This is a genomic window from Rhodoluna sp., assembly GCF_049276775.1.
Classification (GTDB): domain Bacteria; phylum Actinomycetota; class Actinomycetes; order Actinomycetales; family Microbacteriaceae; genus Rhodoluna.
Genome location: NZ_JBASXC010000059.1, coordinates 1 through 2,817 on the forward strand (window position 1 = coordinate 1; position 2,817 = coordinate 2,817).

At 51.9% G+C, this 2,817-nt stretch carries 5 protein-coding genes and 1 tRNA gene; 3 read left to right on the top strand and 3 right to left on the bottom strand.

Annotation, left to right across the window (positions count from 1 at the left end; genetic code table 11):
* Positions 1 to 167: 167 nt before the first annotated feature.
* Together WAO31_RS03860 and upp are read right to left on the bottom strand one after the other, a co-directional pair.
* The gene (locus WAO31_RS03860; RefSeq protein WP_509590472.1) at positions 168 to 767 is read right to left on the bottom strand and encodes an AAA family ATPase; all 600 of its coding nucleotides are present in this window, start codon (positions 765 to 767) and stop codon (positions 168 to 170) included.
* On the bottom strand, positions 768 to 1,403 hold the full coding sequence (gene upp / locus WAO31_RS03865) for a uracil phosphoribosyltransferase (RefSeq protein ID WP_509590474.1): 636 nt from the start codon (positions 1,401 to 1,403) through the stop codon (positions 768 to 770). It abuts the gene before it with no gap.
* A gap of 69 nt (positions 1,404 to 1,472) precedes the next feature.
* Between upp and WAO31_RS03870 the strand changes: the two genes are divergently transcribed.
* Together WAO31_RS03870 and WAO31_RS03875 are read left to right on the top strand one after the other, a co-directional pair.
* Positions 1,473 to 1,922 (top strand): nucleoside deaminase, encoded by a 450-nt coding sequence (locus tag WAO31_RS03870; RefSeq protein ID WP_509590477.1) that lies wholly within the window; start codon positions 1,473 to 1,475, stop codon positions 1,920 to 1,922.
* Positions 1,923 to 1,940: 18 nt separating this feature from the next.
* Positions 1,941 to 2,030, top strand: a tRNA-Ser gene (locus WAO31_RS03875).
* Between the two features lie 47 nt (positions 2,031 to 2,077).
* On the opposite strand, the gene WAO31_RS03880 is transcribed toward WAO31_RS03875, so the two are convergent.
* Complete coding sequence (locus tag WAO31_RS03880) at positions 2,078 to 2,464, bottom strand: DUF6069 family protein (RefSeq protein WP_509590481.1); 387 nt, start codon at positions 2,462 to 2,464, stop codon at positions 2,078 to 2,080.
* A gap of 168 nt (positions 2,465 to 2,632) precedes the next feature.
* Between WAO31_RS03880 and WAO31_RS03885 the strand changes: the two genes are divergently transcribed.
* On the top strand, positions 2,633 to 2,817 hold a 185-nt coding region (locus WAO31_RS03885; RefSeq protein ID WP_509590479.1), incomplete at its 3' end, for a hypothetical protein.

A 2,817-nucleotide genomic window follows, 5' to 3' on the forward strand; every position in this document is an offset into this window, starting at 1 on the left:
GCCGGGTACTACGCGGCCAGCATTCCGCTGGTGAAAAACATTAGCTACGGCCTGGCGGTTTTCTTTATAGCGGCTTCCCTGATTGCCGGCATTCGCGCCTGGTATAAAAACAACAAGAGTGCCAAAATGGCACCTCTTTCTTTCAAGCTTTAGTTTTCTTGGAAGCTTTAGTCGGTCTTAATAACCGAATCGGCCAAGCTTTGGGATTTCTCCCTTGCGTAAAAATCAAGTTCTTGGGCTGCCCAGAAATCAAACTTGTCGAGGTGACGTTCTCTTATTAGCCAGCGCTCGCGCCTTGTTTCCTCCGAGGCTTCAAGCCAGATAGAGAAATTGGCATGTTGTTTGCTTCGCTCGGTGAGCGATCCACACCCTTCAATAATCAGTGGTGTTCCACCTGAGAACTCTCGCCAGGTTGAGCGCTGATTTCTAACCCAGGACCAGTCTTGCCAAGAGGCGGTTTCGCCTCTTGAAAGTGGGTTCAAGATAAACCTCACCAGGTAATCAGAGCCCAGGGATAAACCATCCCAGCCCTCAAAGATTGCGTCCATGTGCACAACCCTTGGGGCTGATTCGCCGTCGACAAATAGTTGCTGTTGGAGTTTTTCGGCGAAGGTGGATTTGCCGGAGCCAGCCCGGCCGTCAATCAAAACAATAGGTGTTTGGTTGCCGCGGTCGATTAGGTCAAGAACTTTTGCAGAAAGGCGCTCTATTTGCGCCTGCTGATTGGCATCGCCTTTTTTGTTTTGCTGATCGGATAAATCCGACATCTATTCAGCTAGACCGTATAGTCGATCGCCTGCGTCCCCAAGACCCGGAACTATGTATCCGATCTCGTTGAGTTTCTCATCTAGGGCACCAAGCACGACGGTGACGTTTTTGTCACCGATGGCATCTTCAACTGCCTTGAGCCCCTCGGGGGCACCGAGCAAACAAACCGCCGTGACCTCGGTGGCACCGCGGTCAAAGACGTAGTTGATTGAGTCAATAAGTGTTCCGCCGGTGGCAAGCATCGGGTCGATGATATAGATCTGTCTTCCGGTTAGATCATCCGGGAGTCTTTCGGCGTAGGTGAGTGGCTCGAGGGTTTCTTCGTTTCGCTTGATGCCTAGAAAGCCAACTTCTGCCGTGGGCAGTAATTTCATCATTCCCTCCAGCATTCCAAGGCCTGCTCGAAGTACCGGAACGATAAGTGGCTGGGGGTCGGAGAGTCGAACACCTTTGGTTTTAGTTAAGGGAGTCTCGACATCAATCTCGTGAACCTTGACCTCCCTGGTGGCCTCGTAGGCCAAAAGTGTCACAAGCTCTTCAACAAGTTGTCTGAAAGTTGGGGAGGGGGTGTTCTTATCCCGAAGGATGGTGATTTTGTGGGTAATCAGTGGGTGGTTCGCAACGTGGACTCGCATGGCATCAAATCTACAGCCACAAGCACCTCCTAAAGTAGGAGGTGCTAACCAAACATTAGGGAAATTGAGATGAACCAAAGCTTTGATGAGGCTATGGAGCTGGCCATAGGCCAGGCCAAGCTCGCAGGTTCTGACGTCCCGGTTGGTGCCGTAATCCTTGATTCCGAAGGGACTGTTCTAGCCAGCGCATTCAATGAGCGTGAGCTGACGGGGGACCCAACAGCTCATGCTGAGCTTTTGGCTATTCAGCGCTTGGGTAAAGAAAAGGGAAGCTGGCGCTTAGAGGATCTAACCCTTGTTGTCACACTCGAGCCCTGTGTGATGTGTGCCGGGGCAATAGTTGCAGCCCGAATTCCAAGAGTTGTGTTTGGGGCTTTTGATGAGCGAGTGGGTGCAGCAGGCTCGAGGTATGACCTGCTTAGGGATGCGCGTCTTGGTACTCCGGTTGAGGTTATTGCGGGGGTTAGGGAGCAGGAGTGTGCGGAGCTACTGAAGGGGTTTTTCGACAGACTTCGCTGAGCGGGTAGGCTATTTCTCGGTGACGTGTCCGAGTGGCCGAAGGTGCAACTCTCGAAAAGTTGTGTGCGTGAAAGCGCACCGTGGGTTCAAATCCCACCGTCACCGCCAGAAAAACCCGCAACCCAAGAGCTGGGCTGCGGGTTTTTGTCGTTTGTCTAGCGCCTTTCGGGCAGGTACTTATTCATGGCCATAAGCAGTGGGACACCGATGGCGAAGTGAGTTGACTGGATGACGATGATTGCCGCCAGATCCTGTGTTCCAGATAGCGGCGTTACTATGGAGCCAATCAACACGACCCAACCGATTAGCTGACCAGTTTTTCGGGGAGTTTTGGTCTTGAGCAAAATAGCGCTCACGACAAAAGCCCCTAGGGCTCCACCCAGGGAAAAGATCACGAAGGCCGCAGGGGAAATCTGAATGTTTAGCGGCTGAACCAAAAGGTTCACATTTAGCAGCAGTGACAGCGCCCAGATGGCCAGGACGGAAATGATTCCAAGTAAGGTGGCTAGGGCAAATGGCTTGATTAGTGCCTTAATGGTGATACTCCTTTATGGTTGTTTATCGAGGTCAAGACGGTTAGTAGTAAACAGTGTCTTGCCTTCGTGCTCTTTAGACTATTGACCTTTGGGTGTTCGTAGCCGCTAAGGGTGGCTGGTTTATGGCACACTTTAGGGAAACTGATTCGAATTAGAGCGAGGCTAAGTTATCCCATGAACTACAAAAAGCACATGCAGGTCTTTGGTGGAATCGCCCTGATCGGATTTATAATCTTTTGGTTCTCTCCTCAGATCGGGGCCGTTATCTTCCTGCCGGCCATCGGGGCTTATTTCGGCGCTCGCCAGACCGAGTCCGATGGACCCTCGCAGCCCAGGCGTTCACTCTGGCTGATTTTCTT